This window comes from Paenisporosarcina sp. TG20 (assembly GCF_000286315.1).
Taxonomy (GTDB): Bacteria; Bacillota; Bacilli; order Bacillales_A; family Planococcaceae; genus Paenisporosarcina.
The window spans coordinates 1-18,778 of sequence record NZ_ALJG01000362.1 but is presented as its reverse complement, the minus strand read 5'-3'; the positions used below and the strand labels follow the sequence as shown (position 1 = coordinate 18,778).

The following is an 18,778-nucleotide window of genomic DNA, read 5'->3' as shown; positions in this document are numbered from 1 at the left end:
ATATATCACTGAAAAAAATTTACTTTCTCTGAGAAGAAACCTGCGTTGCTAAAAAAGGAAATCGCGACTAACATTAATCAGGTTAACGAGAGTCAATTAAAGAAATTCTGTTTTATCATGTAAGTCTCCATATACTAAAAACACCATGAACACGGGGTTCTTGGCACTCTATAGTCTTTTTTGTATACGTGCTCTTAACACCGTAAATGGTACTTCTTTCTTTACTGTCACAACCAGTTTCTTATGAAGAATATATTATTTCAGTATCCACCACATTATGTTCGGTCTGGTCGTATTGTTATTATATGTATTATCGAATACCACTAACCTTTTTTTGATTGAGGAATACTTTTCATGGTAGATGGTGCTAACGTGAAACGTAAGCTATGGTGGTTTCTTATCTTGTAAGAATAACCGGGTAAGTGCGCCTGGTCCTTTTAAGAAGGGTAACCATAGAAACCCGTTTATTTCCGCTACGGTGGACGCTTTTCGCGGGCATGGTTTCAGTCTCCTCGGGCCAACACCCTGTTGGCCTGAGGAGGCTCGCCATCCGCCCCGTGGAAAGCGTCCGCCTGGAGCGCAAATCAGCGGTATCATACTAGAACCTACTCCTTAAAATACCGGGAATACTGGTTATTTAAAAGAGGGCAATCCTTAAAGTCATTTTTAATGACTTTTGGGACAGCCCTTTTCATATTCAACCTTATAATTGTCCATGCTTTAATTTTTCATGCCATGCAATTAGTTGAGGTTTGTCTTCTTTGCTAATTTGATTGGCAAGTGTAGCTTCTTCGATCAAAGCGTCAAAGTTGGTTAAGCTAACATAAGGAACTCCAGCTTCTTTAAACAGTTCATCCGCTCGGTTTAAATGATAGGTAAAAATACAGACCACACCTAGTACTTCACACCCTTGTCTTTCAAGAGCTCGAACTGCATCAATACTGCTACCACCGGTGGAAATTAAGTCTTCCACAACAATTACCTTTTGACCAGATTCAATTTTTCCTTCAATTTGATTTCCACGACCATGTTCTTTGGCCTTTGAACGAACATATACCATGGGTAAATTGAGTACATCACTCACCCAAGCAGCGTGTGGAATTCCAGCAGTTGCTGTTCCTGCAATCACATTAGTTTCCGGAAAAAATTCTTGAATATTCTTGGCCAATGCCTCTGCAATTTTTTTTCTAACAACTGGACTTGACATCGTTAATCGATTGTCACAATAAACAGGGGATTTTATTCCAGACGTCCATGTAAACGGATCTTGTGGGCGTAATTCAACAGCACCAATTGATAGTAAAGCTTTCGCAATTTCATGTTGTTGACTTGTCATTATTTTGCCTCCCATTGTTGTTTCACTTGTTTGTATGCTTCTACCGGATTTGCTGATTGTGTAATAGCTCTGCCAACTACGATTAACGAAGAACCTTCCACTTTTGCTATTCTTGGAGTAGCAATTCGGATTTGATCATGTCCCAGTCCTTCATGTAGGCGAATGCCTGGTGTTACACGTAGGAAGTCATCTCCACATTGATTCTTAATATCTGCCGCTTCCAAAACTGAACAAACAACTCCATCTAGCCCCGATTGTTTACAAAGAGCTGCATAATGTAGAACTGAATTTTGTAAAGATAGGTTAATTTGTTGCTCTTCTTTCATTTGCTGTTCACTTGTTGATGTTAATTGTGTTACACCAATAATTAAAGGGCGTTGTTGTCCTGCTGGAGTGCCTGCTTCTAAGCCTTCTAACGCACTTTCCATCATCTGAATGCCACCAGCTGCATGGACGTTAACCAAATCTGCTCCAAGACTTGCAAGTCCTCTCATTGCAGATTTAACGGTATTAGGAATATCATGCAATTTTAAATCTAAAAAAACATCATACCCTCGATTTTTTAACTCATTGACAATTGTTGGACCCTCTTGAAAATAAAGTTCCATTCCAACCTTCACAAACAGTCTTTCATCAAAGGGTTCCAAAAATTTAAATACCTCTGCTTTAGTTGAAAAATCAAGTGCAATTATTGGGTTTTTAATATTCATAAGTGACTCCTACCAATCAATTCAGTGACATGGTTTAAGCCTAACCAATCTAACTTCTCAGGCAATTGTTCGATAATAGTTGGACAAACAAATGGATCTACGAAGTTTGCTGTTCCAACTGCTACTGCACTTGCTCCTGCAGACATAAAATCAATGACATCATCTACTGTTGCAATTCCGCCCATACCGATAATTGGAATGGAGACTTGTTTGGCTACTTCATATACCATTCTTAGCGCAACAGGTTTAATAGCAGGGCCCGATAACCCCCCTGTTCCATTCGCAATGACTGGTTTCCCCGTTCTTGTATCTAATCGCATGCCTACAAGTGTATTAATCATAGTGATACCATCCGCTCCAGCAGCTTCTACAGCTCGAGCTATTTCTCCTATATCAGTTACATTAGGGGATAATTTTACATATACAGGTACTTGTGATACCGCTTTTACTGCTGCTGTAAGTTCAGCAGCTACAATTGGATCTGTACCAAATGTAATTCCCCCACATTTGACGTTAGGACACGAGATATTTAATTCAAGTGCATGAACATTTTTGGATTTTGAAATGTGTTTGGCAACTTCAACATAATCTTCCGTTAAGGTACCCGCAACATTTGCAATGATTGGTACTTCGAACTGCTCGAGCCATTTAAGTTCATTAGAAATCACTTTTTCCAAACCTGGATTTTGAAGCCCAATTGCGTTTAGCATTCCTGATGATGTTTCAGCTACCCGAGGAGTCGGATTGCCCAATCGTGTTTCAAGTGTAGTTGCTTTAATCATAATCGCACCTAGTTTTGAAAGGTCATAAAGCTGTGCGTATTCCTTACCAAATCCAAAGCAACCTGAAGCCGGCATTATTGGGTTTTTTAATGATAATCCTGGTAAATTTACAGCTAAACGATTCATATTTGCACCACCCCAGCTGGAAATACTGGCCCATCGCTGCAAACTTTCACATAATCGACGGCTGTTTGTTCTGTAGTTCTACAAACGCATGCAAAACATGCACCAAGTCCACACCCCATACGTTCTTCAAACGATAAAAATCCTTTTTTATCAGGAAACATGTTTTCCATAGCGACAAGCATTGCTGTTGGACCACATGTGAAATATGTTGTAAAGTCTGGTTTTAAATCCGCTAAGACAGTTGTCACAAAACCTTGATGACCACTCGTCCCATCGACAGTGACAATATGTGTTTCTCCAAGTTCAAGAAATTCCTCTTCATAGAAAACAACTTCTTTAGTTTGAAAACCTAGAATATGGATAGGTTTAACACCTTTTTCAACAAGTTTTTTTGATAATTCGTAAAGAGGGGGAACTCCAATTCCTCCTCCCACTAATAAAACTGTCTCTCCAGCTATTGCTTCATGAACAGGGAAACCATTCCCTAGTGGACCAAGTACATCGACTTCTTGTCCTATACTTTTTAATGAAAGAAGTGTAGTACCTCTTCCTTCTGCACGGTAAATGATAGTGAATTCCGATTTGTCACGGTCGATAGAGGCAATACTGATCGGACGTCGTAATAAGGGTTCATAGCTGTCTGAGACACGTATATGAACAAATTGTCCAGGACTCTTCATATCATGAACGAGTTGTCCACTTAATATCATCTCAAAAATATTATGAGCAATTTCCTTAATCTTTACGACACGCATGCGCTCTTGTCGAATCATTTAAACACCCCCTGTTTCGGCATTTCCTCTGCTTGGAATGTCATAGATTCAATGACTCGAAGCATTGCTTCAGCTGTGTCTAATGAAGTGAAACAGGCAATTCCATTTTCAACAGATTCTCTTCGTATTCTGAAACCATCACTCTCATGTTTTTGTCCTTTTGTAAACGTGTTAATGACAAACTGTACCTCGCCTTTTTGAATGTAATCAAGCAGTGTAGGCTGTTTGCTACCAATTTTATTAACCGTTCTAACTTGAATTCCAGCCTGTTCTAATAATTCTGCTGTACCTTCTGTAGCAAAGATTTGGTAACCAATCGATATAAATCGTTTAGCAATAGAAACTGCTTCTTCTTTGTCTTTATCAGCAATAGTCATCAGAACATTACCATGATCTTTGATTTCCATTCCTGCAGCAATTAATCCCTTATAGAGAGCTTTTTCTAATGTGCTATCTTTCCCCATAACTTCACCCGTTGATTTCATCTCAGGTCCTAAAGTAATATCAACTCTGCGTAGTTTCGCAAAACTGAATACTGGAACTTTCACAAATACACCACGTGGAGAAGGCGCAAGACCATTAGCAATTCCTTGTGAAGGTAAGGATTGTCCTAATATTGCTTTCGTAGCAATTTTAGCCATTTGAATATTCGTGATTTTGCTTAAGAAAGGCACAGTTCGACTTGAACGAGGATTTACCTCTATTACATAAACCTCTCCTTTAGAGATTACGTATTGAATATTTAATAACCCAATAATATTTAATCCTTTTGCTAAACGTGTTGTATAATCTACGAGCGTTTCAATATGTTCTTTTGATAAATTTTGAGGAGGGTACACAGCTATTGAATCTCCTGAGTGGACTCCAGCTCTCTCTATGTGTTCCATAATTCCTGGTATACAAACATTTTCTCCATCTGAGATAGCATCTACTTCGATTTCGATTCCTGTTAAGTACCTATCAACTAATACAGGCTGCTCTGGACTCGCCTCAACGGCATTTTCCATATAATGCGCTAGTTCTTCTTGATTGTAGACAATTTGCATAGCACGTCCTCCTAATACATATGAAGGACGAACAAGTACAGGATAACCAATCATGTTTCCTATCAATACTGCTTCATCTGGTGAGACTGCTGTTTTACCCATAGGCTGCGGAATTCCAATTTCATGAAGAGCACGCTCAAATTTGTTTCTGTTTTCAGCTCGATCTAAATCTTCCAAAGTAGTACCAAGGATGCGAACACCACGTTCTTCTAATTTAGCAGCCAAATTAATTGCTGTTTGCCCACCAAATTGAACGACTACCCCTTTTGGTTGCTCAAGGTCAACGATATGCATAACATCTTCAATCGTTAATGGTTCAAAGTAAAGCTTGTCTGATATCGAGAAATCAGTAGAAACTGTTTCTGGATTACTATTAATAATAATGGCTTCATACCCTGCTTCTTTAATTGCCCAGACGGAGTGAACTGTAGCATAATCAAATTCTACGCCCTGCCCAATCCGGATAGGACCTGATCCAAGAACAATAACACTTTCCTTATCTGTTTTAATGGACTCATTTTCATCTTCATATGTGCCATAAAAATAAGGTGTTTCTGATTCGAATTCGGCTGCACAAGTGTCAACCATTTTGTAAACCGGAACCAAGTTGTGTTCCTTTCTCCAATAGTAAATCTCTAGTTCAGTAGTTCCCCATAATTTTGCTATAGTAGGATCTGCAAACCCTATACGCTTAGCTTTTTTGGCAACTGTAAAGTCAAATGGATGTGCAGCAAGAACTTGTTCAAAATCTACAATATTTTTAAATTTTTGAAGGAAAAATAAATCGATTTGACTCCATTCATTAATCGTATTAATTGTCACACCGCGTCTTAAAGCTTCTCCTATGAAGAATAAACGCTCATCTCCAGCACGTCGAATCCTTTTTTCAATCCATTCATCGCTCATTTTATCTGCATTTTTTAATTCTAAGTGGAATTGGCCTGTTTCAAGAGACCGTACAGCCTTCAGTATTGATTCTTCAAAGGTTCTGCCCATCGCCATCACTTCGCCTGTTGCTTTCATTTGTGTTCCTAAGTTTCGCTTTGCCGATTCGAATTTATCAAATGGCCAACGAGGTATTTTTGTAACAACATAGTCTAATGCGGGTTCAAAACATGCGTAAGTCTTACCCGTAACTGGGTTCATCATTTCATCTAATGTTAAGCCGATAGCAATTTTAGCAGCTAATTTTGCAATTGGATAACCAGTTGCTTTTGATGCTAATGCAGAAGAACGGCTAACACGTGGATTCACTTCGATGATGAAGTAGTTAAAGCTATGAGGATCTAGCGCTAACTGAACATTACATCCACCTTCAATTTTCAAGGCACGAATAATTTTTAATGACACATTACGTAACATTTGATATTCTCGGTCAGATAGTGTTTGACTGGGTGCGACAACAATTGAATCTCCCGTATGAATACCCACGGGGTCAACGTTTTCCATGTTACACACAACAATAGCGTTATCTTTAGAATCTCGCATTACTTCGTATTCAATTTCTTTATACCCTGCAATCGATTTTTCCAATAAACATTGGGTAACTGGGCTATATTTAAGGCCACTTGTGACTATTTCCTGAAGATCTTCATCATTGTGACAAATTCCTCCACCTGTACCTCCAAGAGTGAATGCCGGGCGCACAATAACCGGGTATCCAATTCGTTTCACAAAATTATGAGCCTCATCCAAGTTATGAATAATATCACTTTCTGGTACTGGCTCATTTAATTCATTCATTAATGTTCTAAAGAGATCGCGATCTTCAGCTTTATGAATTGCTTCTAATTTTGTACCTAATATTTCAATATTTAATTCATCTAATATGCCTGATTGATCTAATTCGATCGCCATATTCAAACCAGTTTGACCTCCAAGAGTTGGAAGTAACGCATCTGGACGTTCTTTTCGAAGAATACGACTTACAAATTCAAGTGTTATGGGTTCAATATACACTTTCTCTGCAATTTCTGTATCTGTCATAATGGTTGCTGGATTGGAGTTAATCAATATTACCCGATATCCTTCTTCTTTCAATGCAAGACAAGCTTGTGTTCCCGCATAATCAAATTCAGCTGCTTGTCCAATAACGATTGGGCCAGACCCAATAACGAGAATTGTTTTTATATCTTGACGTTTAGGCATGTTGTTTGTCTCCTTTCACATTGGCACGCATTAATTCGATAAAACGATCAAATAAGTGGTTGGAATCTTCTGGTCCTGGTGAAGCTTCAGGGTGATACTGGACAGTGAATGCTGCTACATCTAAATGCTTTAAACCTTCTACAGTGCCATCATTTAATGCGATATGTGTCACTTTTAGACGAGTCCCTATTAAGGAGTCTGGATCTACAGAAAAACCGTGATTCTGAGACGTGATATCGGTACGACCAGATTCTAAGTCCTTGACTGGATGATTTGAGCCTCGGTGACCAAATTTCAATTTAAATGTATCTCCTCCACATGCAAGAGCAAAGAGTTGATGACCTAAACATATTCCAAAAATCGGAATCTTCCCAATTAAGTTTTGTAACATTGTAATAGCCTCTGGTACATCTTTTGGATCTCCAGGTCCATTTGACAACATAATACCATCAGGAGAAATAGCCAATATTTCTTCTGCAGTAGTGTTATAAGGAACTACTACTACATCACAGTTTCGTTTATTTAGTTCACGTAAAATACCATGTTTCATGCCAAAATCAACTAATACTACACGTTGTCCTCGACCTGGACTTGGGTAAGGACGTTTCGTAGATACTTGCGCTACTTGATCTGTTCTAAATGTAGTATTTTTTAATTTAGTTACTACTTCATCTACATTTACTTCAACGCCCGCCTCGGTTAAGATACCTTTTACAGAACCTAATTCACGTATGATTCGTGTTAGTTTCCGTGTATCAATCCCTTCGATGCCGGGGATATTTTTCAAAACAAACAATTCATTTAACGTGGCATTACTTCTAAAGTTTGAAGGTGAATCAGCAACTTCACGTACAACCATTCCTTTTATCGCAAGTTCAATCGACTCAAAATCTTCTCTGTTAATTCCGTAGTTCCCGATTAATGGATAAGTCATAGTGACAATTTGTCCACAGTAAGATGGATCAGATAAAGTTTCTTGGTAGCCTGTCATACCAGTCGTAAATACGACTTCTCCTTCACTTGCTTTCTCGCTACCGAATGAAATTCCATTAAATACATCGCCAGTTTCTAAAATAAGACTTCTTGTCATCATGATTTCTCATCCTCCCAAATTATATTTCCTTCAAACATCGTTCTAACGGGCCACCCAGTACATGTCCAATCTTGGAAAGGGGTATTTTTTCCTTTCGAGACAAATTCAGCAGTATCTATGTTTTTTTCTTTTGCTAGATCAATAAATACTAGGTCTGCTGACTCTCCCATATTCAAGCGTCCGTATGGTAGGCCAAAAACATCTGCTGGCTTTTGAGTCAACCAATCAATTAACTGAGTTAAAGTCCACTTACCTGTCTTTACAAAATGCGTATACAAAAGAGGGAAGGCTGTTTCTAGTCCAACAATTCCAAAAGGAGCTTGTTCCATCCCGTTTCCTTTTTCTTGTGCTGTATGAGGTGCATGGTCTGTTGCGATGAAATCAAGTGTTCCGTCTTCTAATCCTTCTAATAAAGCTTGTAAATCTTCTTTCCCTCGAAGTGGGGGATTCATTTTCCAATTCGCATCGTTTGCTGGAATATCATCTTCACACAGTAACAAGTGATGAGGACTGACTTCAGCAGTTACATGAATACCAGCCTTTTTTGCATCTCGGATTACACGAACAGATTCTTTCGTACTAACATGACAAACATGATAGTGCGCACCCGCTGCTTCAGCAAGTAATACATCTCGGGCGATATGAACAGATTCTGCAATAGCTGGTATACCTTTTAATCCAAGTTCTTTGTTTCTCTTGCCATCATGCATAACTCCAGCGTAAATGAGGGAGTTATCTTCACAATGTGCAACAATTGGCATGTTTAAACTTGCTGCATCTTTCATCGCTTCAAACATCATACCCGCTTCCTGCACCCCTACACCATCATCTGTAAATGCAAATGCACCATGTTCCTTTAATGCAGCTAAATCTGTTCGTTCTTTTCCAGCTTCGCGGATGGTGATTGATGCATAAGCAAGAACTCGAATTTTAGCGTTTTCTTTTATAAGAAGATTAACATGCTCTAAGTTTTCCACTGTATCTGGAACTGGCCTTGTATTTGGCATTGTACAAATTGTAGTAAACCCACCTTTTGCAGCGGCATGCGTACCTGTTTCAATCGTTTCTTTTTGTTCTCCGCCCGGCTGTCGTAAATGCACATGAATGTCAATAAATCCTGCAGAGACAAAATGTCCTTTACCATCAATAATTTCATCTACTTGGGGAGGGTATTTCGGGTTCACATCGATGATGCGGCCGTTTTCAATTAATAAAGAACCCTCTATTAAATAGTTTTGATCATTTAGCAATTGAATGTTGTGAATGAATTTCTTCATCATTATCTCTCCTCTAATACAGATTCTAGTATCGCCATCCGAACGAAAACTCCGTTGTGCATTTGCTTAAAAATACGTGATTTGTCACTCTCAACTAATTCACTTGCGATTTCTACATCTCGATTAAAAGGAGCAGGATGCATGATTATTGCGGTTTCTTTTAATTGATCATAACGCGCTTGTGTAAGACCGTATTGGTCATGATACGCTTCTCTAGTATAAGAACTTGTTGTTATATGCCGCTCATGTTGTACTCTCAATAACATAATAACATCTGTAGTCGGTAATACTTTTTCCCATTTAGAAATTGAATGAAATTCACCTTGCCACTCTGGAGGACATAGGAATGTGACATGAGCTCCTAGTTTTTTTAGTGCTAGTGCGTTTGATTTGGCAACTCGACTATGTGAAATGTCCCCTACTATTGTTACTTTGATGCCTTCAAACTTTCCAAATTCTTGTTTAATCGTATATAGGTCTAATAAACATTGGGATGGGTGTTGTCCCGTCCCATCACCAGCGTTAATGATGGCAAGGTTTAAACCTGACAAGAGTTCTTCATAAAACTGATCTTTTTCATGACGAATGACTACCGCGTCGACTCCGATTGCTTCCAATGTTCTGACGGTATCATACAAACTTTCACCTTTAATCGTACTAGATGTTCCTGCTTCAAAAGATAATACATGCAGTCCAAGTTTTCGTTCTGCCATTTCAAAACTCAATTTCGTTCGCGTGCTAGGTTCAAAAAATAAATTCGCTACTGTAAATTGCTTTTTTAAACTACTAGAGGCTTTTTGCTGAAGTTCTAGAGCTCTATCTAAAATCATTTCAATTTCATTTATTTCTAAGTCATTCATGCTTAAGAGATTCTTCACTATATTGCCTCCCTACTTCTTTAAATAAAGATTATCTCAAAAGAGTTCTATTTTCAGTGGTCTTTTTGAACAACCTCTAAAGAAAGCCTCTCAACAATGTTGAGAGGCTTAAGGGGTAACCTAAGTAAAGATCCATTGGAACTTTAACAGTTGGTTTCCCTTTACCTGCCTCTCTGGACTAGGTTTTAAAAGGATTTATTTTTTTTTGATGTTATCTTCGATTTGAACTGCTTCCTGAGATTTACCAGGTAATAAAAGATTTAAAAGAACACCTATGATTGCAGCTAATGCCATACCTTCTAGTTCAAATGTATCCGAAAAGTGAAGTTTCGCTCCTCCAATACCGATTACTAATATAATCGAGGCAATAACCAAATTTCGCTTATCTCCAAAATCAATATTGTTATCAACTAACATACGGAGACCTGAAGACGCAATGATCCCGAATAGCAAGATGGAGATTCCCCCAAGAACTGCTGTAGGGATAGTAGCAATAAGAGCCATAACTTTGCCAAGGAATGAAAATAATATGGCTAAAATAGCTGCACCTGCAATAACATAAACACTGTACACTCTCGTAATAGCAAGAACGCCGATATTTTCTCCATAAGTTGTCTTAGGTGGTCCACCAATTAGTCCGCTTATAAACGTTCCCAAACCATCACCAAGTAGTGAACGATTCAGGCCTGGTTCTTTAATGTAATCTCGATTGACAATTTTACCTAGAACTAACTGATGACCGATGTGTTCAGAAATAGTTACAATCGCAATCGGCACCATAAGAAATAGTAACGTTGGAGTTACGATAAATTCATAATCAATTCCTGGAAGTAAGAAATCCGGTGCGCTAATCCATTTTGCAGTTAATACAGTTGAAAAATCCACAATGCCGATAATTAATGAATATACATATCCAACAATGATGCCTATAAGAACTGGCATTAAACTAAGAATACCTTTAAAGAAAAGTGTAGTGATTACTGCAGCAGCCAATGTGACAAGAGCTGCGGAGAAGTGTAACATGCTGTATTCTTTTATATTGTCACCATTTGTATCGATGTTCATAGCCATGTCAATTGCAACAGGTGATAACGCTAATCCGATAACAATTATTACGGGAGCCACAACAATCGGCGGTAATAATTTCATGATCCATTCATAACCTGTTTTCCAAATTACCAATGAAACAATAAAATAAACAAGTGCCACAAACAAACTTCCTATCATCGCACTGCCAATACCTGATATCTCCGTAACCGCCATTATCGGCACGATAAAGGCAAAAGATGATCCCAAATAAGCTGGTACTTGCCATTTCGTTACGAACAAGAATATTAAAGTTGCTATTCCACTTGTTAAAAGTGCGATAGCTGGACTTAATCCAACTAACTGTGGAACCAAGATAGTTGCACCAAACATGGCGAACATATGTTGAATACTCAGTGTGGTTAATTTTCCTGGTGATGGTTTATCGTGTATGTCTAAAACCGTTTGAATATTCGTCATATCGTTGTCCCCATTTCGTTATTCGTGAATCGTCACGCTATCTTCGTCATCAGTTTCATTTAATCGAACGACAATTCGCTCCAAACTTGCTGTTGGGATGTTTTTCCCTACATAGTCTGCTCGTATCGGTAATTCCCTATGACCTCGGTCAATTAATACAGCTAATTGAATTTGAGCTGGTCTACCTAAATCCATCACTGCGTCCATTGCTGCTCTTACGGTGCGCCCTGTAAAGAGTACATCATCGATTAAGATGACTTTTTGATTAGTTACAATATGTTGAATATCGACTTGCTGAACAAGTGGTTCTCTATTTTTTGTTTTCATGGTTAAATCATCTCTATAAAGTGTAATATCAAGTTCTCCAGATTTTATAGGTTTTCCTTCGATTTGTTCGATTTTTTCAGCTAAACGGTTTGCTAAATACGCTCCCCGTGTTTTGATACCAACTAAAATACATGTTTCAATTCCTTTATTACGTTCAATAATTTCATGTGCAATTCTAGTTAGCGCACGATTAATAGCTTGTCCATCAAGTATGTTTGCTTTTTCCACCATCACGTACACTCCTTTCCTCAAAATAAAAACCCTCTCGTCCATAGTGGATGAGAGGGTGTGAGTTTAGAATAAGTTTGCTAAAAAAACACATTATATGCGCTTTTATGACTTTTCACTTGTACCTTCTCAGTCTCTCTGGACTGTCTTTAAAGGTTGTACTATTCAGTTCGTTATTATTTAGTATAGGTTTACTTCTCTGTGCTGTCAACGTTCATTTTTAATTCTTCAAGTAGAACATTAAATACTTCTGGTAATGGGGCTTCAAATTCCATGTATTCTTCAGTGCGTGGATGTATGAAACCTACAACACCAGCATGAAGCGCTTGCCCGTCAAAATCTATCGTTTTTTTCGGTCCATATTTTGGATCTCCTGCTAAAGGGAATCCAATGTATTTCATATGAACACGAATTTGGTGAGTACGCCCTGTTTCTAAACGACATTCGACTAATGTGAAATTACCAAAACGTTCGATAACACGAAAATGAGTAACTGCATGTTTTCCTTTATCAATTACTGCCATATTCTGACGATCACGAGCATCACGCCCAATTGGTGCTTCAATCGTTCCTTTATCATGAGGGATATGCCCATGAACCAAGGCTGTATATTTTCGAGTAACCGTTTTATGAACAAGTTGATCAACTAATGACACATGTGCTTTATCATTCTTCGCAACCATCAATAATCCTGAAGTATCTTTATCAATACGGTGTACAATTCCTGGACGCAAGACTCCGTTAATACCAGATAAATCTTTTACTTGATACATTAAGCCATTAACAAGAGTACCTGATGCATGACCAGGTGCTGGATGTACAACCATACCACGAGGTTTATTTACAACTAGTACATCCTCATCTTCATATACAATTTCAAGATTTAAATTCTCTGCCTCAATATCAAGTGTTTCCACGTCAGGAACTTTGACGGTAATGACATCATTTAATTTTACTTTATAATTTGGTTTTGCAGTTTCACCATTTACTAATACAGCACCATCTTTTAACCAAATTTGAATTTGACTACGAGACCAATCAGACTCAAGTAAAACTAGAGCTTTATCGATACGTTCACCTTTTTGTTCTTCTGAAATTTTATACGTATAATCTTCCATCTATTCACCTTTTCTCTTTGCAGCTTTTTCTGCTTTTTCTTCAAAATATAATACGATAATCAACATTATTACCCCAACTGTTAATGCTGCATCTGCAATGTTAAAAATAGGGAAATCATACCTAATTATTGGAATAAGAACATCAATAAAATCTACGACTTCACCATGCATTAGACGGTCAATAAAATTCCCAATTGCTCCACCAAGTAAAACCATTAAACTAAGTTGAAAGTATGGCTTTCCTTTAGCTTCCTTATGGAAATAATATAAAATACCTATGATTACAATTATCGTGACGATTGTAAATAACCACATTTGACCTTCTAACATTCCCCATGCTGCTCCACGATTGCGGTGAGATAGAAATGCAAATGTTGGTTCAAGTAATACAATTCGTTCCCCTAGTTCCATATTTTTTATTACTAGCCATTTTGTCCACTGATCAATTGCCACAATAACAATTGCAACTAAATAAAACATATACAAGTATCTTCCCCCGTTACGCAAGTATCTAAGCTAGTTTACCACATAATACAAACAGACAGAAAGAGCTGTCCAAAGGGGACAGCTCTTTTCTTTTAAACGTAATACTTTTCAACCACATCTGCACATCGAAGACATAATGTTGGATGTTTGTCATTGTCGCCAACTTTTGACGAAATTGTCCAACAACGTTCGCATTTTTCGCCTTGTGCTTTCGTTACAATAACTGCTGCAACATGAAGATTTAATGCATCTTCAGGAGCTTCTTCTTTAAGACCTGCAAGCTCAAACTCTGAAACAATAAAGAACTGAGCAAAATCAATTTTATTAGTATCAAATGCATCTAATAACTCTTTATTCACGAAAACTGTTACTTTCGCTTCTAAAGATTTCCCAATTATTTTTGCGTTTCGAGCTTCTTCTAAAGCTTTCAAGACATCATCGCGTACAAGCATCAATTGTTGATACTTCGTCCGTAGATTTTCAAACGATGCATGAGTTGTTGCCTCTGGGAAGTCCGTCAATTGAATACTTTCCTCTGTTTCGTGTGTCAAAAAGACCCAAAGTTCATCAGTTGTATGCGGGAGAATTGGTGTTGTCAGTTTTAATAGTGCAATTAATGTGTCATACATTACGGTTTGCATAGCACGTCGGTGTAAATGATCTTGTCCTTCAATATATACAACATCTTTTGCAATATCGAGATAGAAAGAACTTAAATCAGAAGCAACAAAATTATTTACTGCGTTATAAACACTTGCAAAATCATATCTATCATATGCTTTACGAACTGTTTCAATCAATTCTTGAAGTTTCATGAACATGTATTGGTCCACTTCACGTAAATCTTCAAATGCTACTCTATCAGCTTTTGGGTTAAAGTCTGTTACGTTACCATGTAGGAATCGGCAAGTGTTACGAATTTTACGATACACTTCAGAGACTTGTTTAAAATTGGAATCAGAAACTCGAACGTCAGCTGTATAATCGACAGAAGCAACCCATAAACGAAGAATATCAGCACCTAATTGATTCATAACTTTTGCCGGGTCAATAACATTACCAATTGATTTACTCATTTTGCGACCTTCACCATCTAGCGCAAATCCATGGCTCAATATTCCTTTGTAAGGGGCGTGCCCATTAATCGCTACACTTGTTGTTAATGATGAATTAAACCATCCACGATATTGGTCTGATCCTTCTAAATAAAGATCAGCAGGGTAAACTAAATCATCACGTTCATCAAGTACTGCTTGATGGGATGACCCTGAATCAAACCAAACGTCCATTATATCCGTCTCTTTTGTGAAAAGACCATTTGGGCTACCTGGATGTGAGAATCCTTGTGGTAACAATTCTTTTGCTTGTCGTTCAAACCAAACTGTTGAACCATGTTCGCGGAAGAGACTTGATACATGTGAAATCGTTTCTTCAGTAATAATTGGCTCTCCATCTTCAGCGTAAAAGACTGGAATTGGTACTCCCCAAACACGTTGGCGAGAAATACACCAATCTCCTCGGTCACGCACCATGTTGAAGAGACGAATTTCTCCCCATGCCGGTGTAAAGGATGTATCTTTAATTGCTTGTAATAATTCAGCACGGAATGCATCAATCGATGCAAACCATTGGGAAGTCGCACGGTAAATAACAGGCTTTTTCGTACGCCAATCGTGCGGTGCCGAGTGCGTAAAGAATGTTAACTTTTCTAATGCACCGACAGCTTCTAAAGCTTCTGTAATTTTTTTGTTTGCTGTATCATAAAACAAACCTTCAAACCCTGGTGCTTCAGCCGTCATAACTCCACGATCATCAAGTGGTGATAATACTTCAAGACCATAAGCTTTCCCTACATAAAAGTCTTCTTCCCCGTGTCCAGGAGCCGTATGAACGCAACCTGTACCTGATTCAGTTGTTACGTGATCACCTAACATCACTAAAGAATCACGTTCGTATAACGGATGTTTTGCAACCATGCGATCCATTTGCTCACCTTTAACAATTTGAACGGTTTCATAAGACTCCCATTCCAATACAGAAGCTACAGATTCTAACAAGTCTTTTGCTAAAAGATAGTGTGTGCCAGCTACGTCCACAACTGCATATTCAATTTCTGGATGTACTGAAATTCCTAAATTAGCAGGAATTGTCCATGGTGTAGTCGTCCATATAATAATTTTTGTTCCTTCTGCAACAATACCTTTACCATTTGTTAGTTCAAAACTAACATAGATCGAAGGAGATTTTTTGTCTTTATATTCAATTTCTGCTTCAGCCAACGCAGACTCACTTGATGGAGACCAGTATACTGGTTTTAACCCCTTAAAAATAAAACCTTTTCTTGCCATTTCACCAAAAACTTCAATTTGACGGGATTCATAAGATGGTTTTAAAGTAACGTATGGATTTTCCCAATCTCCACGAACTCCTAGTCGTTTAAATTGATTTCGTTGACGATCAATTTGTTCATATGCATAGGTTTCACATAAGTTACGAAACTCAGCTAACGTCATTTCTTTACGTTTTACGCCTTTGTTTGTTAATGCTTGCTCGATTGGTAAGCCATGTGTGTCCCAACCCGGAACAAATGGTGCATAGAATCCAGTCATCGATTTGTGACGTACGACCATATCTTTTAATACTTTATTTAAAGCATGACCCATGTGTAAATCGCCGTTAGCATATGGAGGACCATCATGTAAGATAAAACTTGGTCGATCTTTTGTTCGATCTAAAACTTTTTTATATAATTTCATATCATCCCATCTTGCTTGCATTGCAGGCTCACTTGTAGGTAAACCTCCACGCATAGGAAACTCTGTTTTAGGCATTAATAATGTATTTTTGTATTCCAACTAAAAAACCTCCTCAATAATGTTAGAAGCCTATAGACGTGGATACTACCCACCGTCTTATGACCCTCCTGTGAGAGTCAAGTGGAAAGTACCACCAAGCTCTTTCTTAAAACTAAAAATAACTTCCCATCCCAATGAAGGGACGAGAAGTTATTACTCGCGATACCACCCTAGTTGCACCATTTACATGTTGCCAGCTTAGATCACATTAACGGAGTGAAACCGAAATCACTTACATAATCAAGTTCAGTGATTTAACTCAAGAGTGATTTTCTTTTGTTCGCAACTTGTTCGAGCTTTCACTATCCTCGAATCGCTATACTGTGCTTTCAAAGTACTGTCTCTATCAACGTTTTGTCAAAACTATTTATTATTAATATATGTAGATATTATATGGAATGATTCCGCTGTCGTCAAGCTAAGCCTAATCTTCTTTTGAATTTAATCGATCTAAATCACTTGTATCTATTTCATATTGCATTAAATGATCCCAGTCATCTGTATTTATTAAATCAAGTTGGGCTTCTATTAGCATCTTAAAACGATTACGGAATACTTTTGATTGTTTTTTCAAATCCTCAATTTCAAGCGCAATACGACGAGCTTTTGTCAAGGACTCATTGACAATTCGATCTGCATTTTTCTCTGCTTCTTTTACAATTAATTTCGCCTCTTTTTGAGAATTTCTGCGTAATTCTTCTGCAGCTTCTTGGGCAACGACGATTGATTTTTGTAGCGTCATCTCGATAGTAGTAAAGTGTCCCACGCGCTCACTAGACGATTTCAATTTCTCTTCAAGTTCTTTCTTATCTTTTAATAGAAGTTCAACATCTTTAATCACTTGTTCCAAGAATTCGTTAACTTCGTCTTCATTGTAGCCTCGAAATCCACGACCAAACTCTTTGTTATGAATATCTAGTGGTGATAGTGGCATTTATATTCTCCCCTTCTCATTCTTACATCGTTTCCAACTATTATACAGTTCATTGTCATTGTTTGCAGTACAAATACGAATTTTCTTGAAATTTTTATAATCTCTGATCGATTCTGCTAATTTGAAGTCGAATTTTGTCTTTTTTCGTTCTTCCTTCAATTAAGCCTATTTGGATTCGCCCATATCCTCTAATAGATAATAAATCGAATTCATGAAGTTCAAACGCCGGTTGTTCACGGACTGCCCAATTCACTTTAACTTTCCCACTATGAATAAGCATAGAAGCTTTTTGTCTTGAAATATTAAATAATGATGCAGTAATATTGTCTAATCTCATCGAACTCACAGTATAAGTTTCATCCACCCATACATTATTATTTTCTAAATATGGATGATCAGGTAACAGTTTTTCCACTTTAACTTTGAATTTACCAATTGAAGTTATATTCATACTTACAAAATCAGCCACTTCTGATGCGACAGCAAATTCAACTCTACTATCATCAACACGTATATCTCCAAATTTAGATCTATCAAGACCAAGTGACATAAGAGAACCTAATACATCTGGATGTTCTAATTTAACGAATTTTGATGGGTAACTAATTGAAAACATTGAAATATTATAGTCTTCTTCAGTTGCTTCAAAGTAAGGAGGGGAAATCAGCATTCGTTTGCGTTCAGCTTCTGGAAATTCACCAAAAGAAGATAATAGTACATCATCAAATTGGCCAACCAAAGATTGGACAATAAACTGTTGTCTTGGATCTAGAAAATCAATCAATTTCGGTGCATAGCGATCATGCGTTTCTCTTAACCAACCATTAACTTGTTCAATAAATGGTTGTTCATCTTTCCTAAAGTGCTGAAATACTTGGTCCATTATTGTTCTTCCTTTCAGTGTAATTAAAACCTGACAAAATACGTCCGGTCCATTTAAGAAAATACAAACCTACTGCACTATAACCTGAAGAATAAGACAGCCTTCTATTCAAAACTTGTGATTTCCGTTACAACGCACTTTCACATAATTCGTTGCTAAGAAAAACCGGGTAAGTGCGCCCGATCCTTTAAGACAAATGATTTAAGTGTGTCTAGAAGGACATTCCATATAGTATCAACTTTGGTTTACAGTTATGATTTCCGTTACAGGCG

At 37.7% G+C, this 18,778-nt stretch carries 15 protein-coding genes and 1 other annotated feature; all 15 genes read right to left on the bottom strand.

All coding sequences use genetic code 11. The features are described 5' to 3' along the window. Positions 1-703: 703 nt before the first annotated feature. The 15 genes from pyrE to B371_RS0119505 all read right to left on the bottom strand — a co-directional run bounded on the left by pyrE (position 704) and on the right by B371_RS0119505 (position 18,506). On the bottom strand, positions 704-1,336 hold the full coding sequence (gene pyrE / locus B371_RS0119575) for an orotate phosphoribosyltransferase (protein ID WP_019416024.1): 633 nt from the start codon (positions 1,334-1,336) through the stop codon (positions 704-706). Next, positions 1,336-2,046: an orotidine-5'-phosphate decarboxylase gene (gene pyrF / locus B371_RS0119570; RefSeq protein WP_019416023.1), complete on the bottom strand. Its 711-nt coding sequence runs from the start codon at positions 2,044-2,046 to the stop codon at positions 1,336-1,338. The genes pyrE and pyrF overlap by 1 nt, the downstream gene beginning before the upstream one ends. Continuing rightward, positions 2,043-2,954 carry a dihydroorotate dehydrogenase gene (locus B371_RS0119565; protein WP_019416022.1) on the bottom strand — a complete coding sequence of 304 codons (912 nt, stop codon included), beginning with the start codon at positions 2,952-2,954 and terminating at the stop codon, positions 2,043-2,045. Before B371_RS0119565 ends, pyrF begins: the two co-directional genes overlap by 4 nt. Beyond that, a complete protein-coding gene (locus B371_RS0119560; protein WP_019416021.1) occupies positions 2,951-3,727 on the bottom strand; it encodes a dihydroorotate dehydrogenase electron transfer subunit in 777 nt (258 codons plus the stop codon). The genes B371_RS0119565 and B371_RS0119560 overlap by 4 nt, the downstream gene beginning before the upstream one ends. After that, the gene (carB, locus tag B371_RS0119555; protein ID WP_019416020.1) at positions 3,724-6,921 is read right to left on the bottom strand and encodes a carbamoyl-phosphate synthase large subunit; all 3,198 of its coding nucleotides are present in this window, start codon (positions 6,919-6,921) and stop codon (positions 3,724-3,726) included. Before carB ends, B371_RS0119560 begins: the two co-directional genes overlap by 4 nt. Then, positions 6,914-8,014 (bottom strand): carbamoyl phosphate synthase small subunit, encoded by a 1,101-nt coding sequence (locus B371_RS0119550; protein WP_019416019.1) that lies wholly within the window; start codon positions 8,012-8,014, stop codon positions 6,914-6,916. Before B371_RS0119550 ends, carB begins: the two co-directional genes overlap by 8 nt. Next, complete coding sequence (locus B371_RS0119545; protein ID WP_026023145.1) at positions 8,011-9,291, bottom strand: dihydroorotase; 1,281 nt, start codon at positions 9,289-9,291, stop codon at positions 8,011-8,013. Before B371_RS0119545 ends, B371_RS0119550 begins: the two co-directional genes overlap by 4 nt. A 2-nt stretch (positions 9,292-9,293) precedes the next feature. Continuing rightward, a complete protein-coding gene (locus B371_RS0119540) occupies positions 9,294-10,169 on the bottom strand; it encodes an aspartate carbamoyltransferase catalytic subunit (protein ID WP_019416017.1) in 876 nt (291 codons plus the stop codon). A gap of 195 nt (positions 10,170-10,364) precedes the next feature. Then, complete coding sequence (locus B371_RS0119535) at positions 10,365-11,675, bottom strand: uracil-xanthine permease family protein (protein ID WP_019416016.1); 1,311 nt, start codon at positions 11,673-11,675, stop codon at positions 10,365-10,367. A gap of 18 nt (positions 11,676-11,693) precedes the next feature. Beyond that, positions 11,694-12,230 (bottom strand): bifunctional pyr operon transcriptional regulator/uracil phosphoribosyltransferase PyrR, encoded by a 537-nt coding sequence (gene pyrR, locus B371_RS0119530; RefSeq protein ID WP_026023144.1) that lies wholly within the window; start codon positions 12,228-12,230, stop codon positions 11,694-11,696. A gap of 191 nt (positions 12,231-12,421) precedes the next feature. After that, the gene (locus B371_RS0119525) at positions 12,422-13,348 is read right to left on the bottom strand and encodes an RluA family pseudouridine synthase (protein WP_019416014.1); all 927 of its coding nucleotides are present in this window, start codon (positions 13,346-13,348) and stop codon (positions 12,422-12,424) included. Beyond that, the gene (gene lspA, locus B371_RS0119520; RefSeq protein ID WP_019416013.1) at positions 13,349-13,834 is read right to left on the bottom strand and encodes a signal peptidase II; all 486 of its coding nucleotides are present in this window, start codon (positions 13,832-13,834) and stop codon (positions 13,349-13,351) included. A 92-nt stretch (positions 13,835-13,926) separates the two neighbouring features. Further along, positions 13,927-16,689, bottom strand: coding sequence for an isoleucine--tRNA ligase (gene ileS / locus B371_RS0119515; protein WP_019416012.1), 2,763 nt, complete (start codon positions 16,687-16,689; stop codon positions 13,927-13,929). A gap of 135 nt (positions 16,690-16,824) precedes the next feature. Continuing rightward, positions 16,825-17,048, bottom strand: a binding site (T-box leader). A 65-nt stretch (positions 17,049-17,113) separates the two neighbouring features. Beyond that, the gene (locus B371_RS0119510; RefSeq protein WP_019416011.1) at positions 17,114-17,623 is read right to left on the bottom strand and encodes a DivIVA domain-containing protein; all 510 of its coding nucleotides are present in this window, start codon (positions 17,621-17,623) and stop codon (positions 17,114-17,116) included. Positions 17,624-17,717: 94 nt separating this feature from the next. Then, positions 17,718-18,506: an RNA-binding protein gene (locus tag B371_RS0119505; protein ID WP_019416010.1), complete on the bottom strand. Its 789-nt coding sequence runs from the start codon at positions 18,504-18,506 to the stop codon at positions 17,718-17,720. Between the last annotated feature and the right edge of the window lie 272 nt (positions 18,507-18,778).

Excerpts from the sequence above, each read along its gene's own strand:
- B371_RS0119535 (WP_019416016.1), bottom strand. The coding sequence starts at position 11,675 with ATGACGAATATTCAAACGGTTTTAGACATACACGATAAACCATCACCA.
- B371_RS0119565 (WP_019416022.1), bottom strand. The coding sequence starts at position 2,954 with ATGAATCGTTTAGCTGTAAATTTACCAGGATTATCATTAAAAAACCCA.
- B371_RS0119550 (WP_019416019.1), bottom strand. The coding sequence starts at position 8,014 with ATGATGACAAGAAGTCTTATTTTAGAAACTGGCGATGTATTTAATGGA.
- pyrF (WP_019416023.1), bottom strand. The coding sequence starts at position 2,046 with ATGAATATTAAAAACCCAATAATTGCACTTGATTTTTCAACTAAAGCA.
- B371_RS0119545 (WP_026023145.1), bottom strand. The coding sequence starts at position 9,291 with ATGAAGAAATTCATTCACAACATTCAATTGCTAAATGATCAAAACTAT.
- pyrE (WP_019416024.1), bottom strand. The coding sequence starts at position 1,336 with ATGACAAGTCAACAACATGAAATTGCGAAAGCTTTACTATCAATTGGT.
- B371_RS0119505 (WP_019416010.1), bottom strand. The coding sequence starts at position 18,506 with ATGGACCAAGTATTTCAGCACTTTAGGAAAGATGAACAACCATTTATT.
- B371_RS0119510 (WP_019416011.1), bottom strand. The coding sequence starts at position 17,623 with ATGCCACTATCACCACTAGATATTCATAACAAAGAGTTTGGTCGTGGA.
- carB (WP_019416020.1), bottom strand. The coding sequence starts at position 6,921 with ATGCCTAAACGTCAAGATATAAAAACAATTCTCGTTATTGGGTCTGGC.
- B371_RS0119560 (WP_019416021.1), bottom strand. The coding sequence starts at position 3,727 with ATGATTCGACAAGAGCGCATGCGTGTCGTAAAGATTAAGGAAATTGCT.
- B371_RS0119525 (WP_019416014.1), bottom strand. The coding sequence starts at position 13,348 with ATGGAAGATTATACGTATAAAATTTCAGAAGAACAAAAAGGTGAACGT.